General features: G+C 80.8%; 1 protein-coding gene. It reads right to left on the bottom strand.

The window, feature by feature from the left end:
- Nucleotides 1–338 (bottom strand): ATP-binding cassette domain-containing protein (locus PUR53_RS00860; protein ID WP_329907038.1); only part of this gene is annotated, 338 nt, incomplete at both ends.

Below are 338 nucleotides of genomic sequence, written 5' to 3'. Positions count from 1 at the left end.
TGTCGTCCCCGATCCCGGGCAGCAGCTCGGAGGCGAGGGCCCGGCAGGTGCCCGGGGCGGCCCCCGCGTCCCGGGCCGCCGCCGCGCACTCCGCCGCGACCGTGTCCGTGGAGAGCAGGTCGCGGGGTTCCTGCGGGACGAGGCCCACGCGGCGTACGAGGTCCGGGGGCGCCGTCCGGGGGGGGACCAGCCCGCCCACCCGCACCGCACCGGCCGCCGGTTCCACGAGCCCGAGCCGGGCGGACCGCCGCGTGGCCTTGCCGGCGCCGGGGCGGCCCAGGAGGGCGATCGTCTCGCCCGGGGTGACGGTGAGGGAGACGTGGGTGAGGGCGTGGACG

It is taken from the genome of Streptomyces sp. SP18BB07 (genome assembly GCF_036322545.1).
GTDB classification, from domain to species: domain Bacteria; phylum Actinomycetota; class Actinomycetes; order Streptomycetales; family Streptomycetaceae; genus Streptomyces; species Streptomyces deccanensis.
The sequence above is the reverse complement of the archived record's forward strand: the minus strand, read 5'-3'. Positions and strand labels throughout refer to the sequence as shown.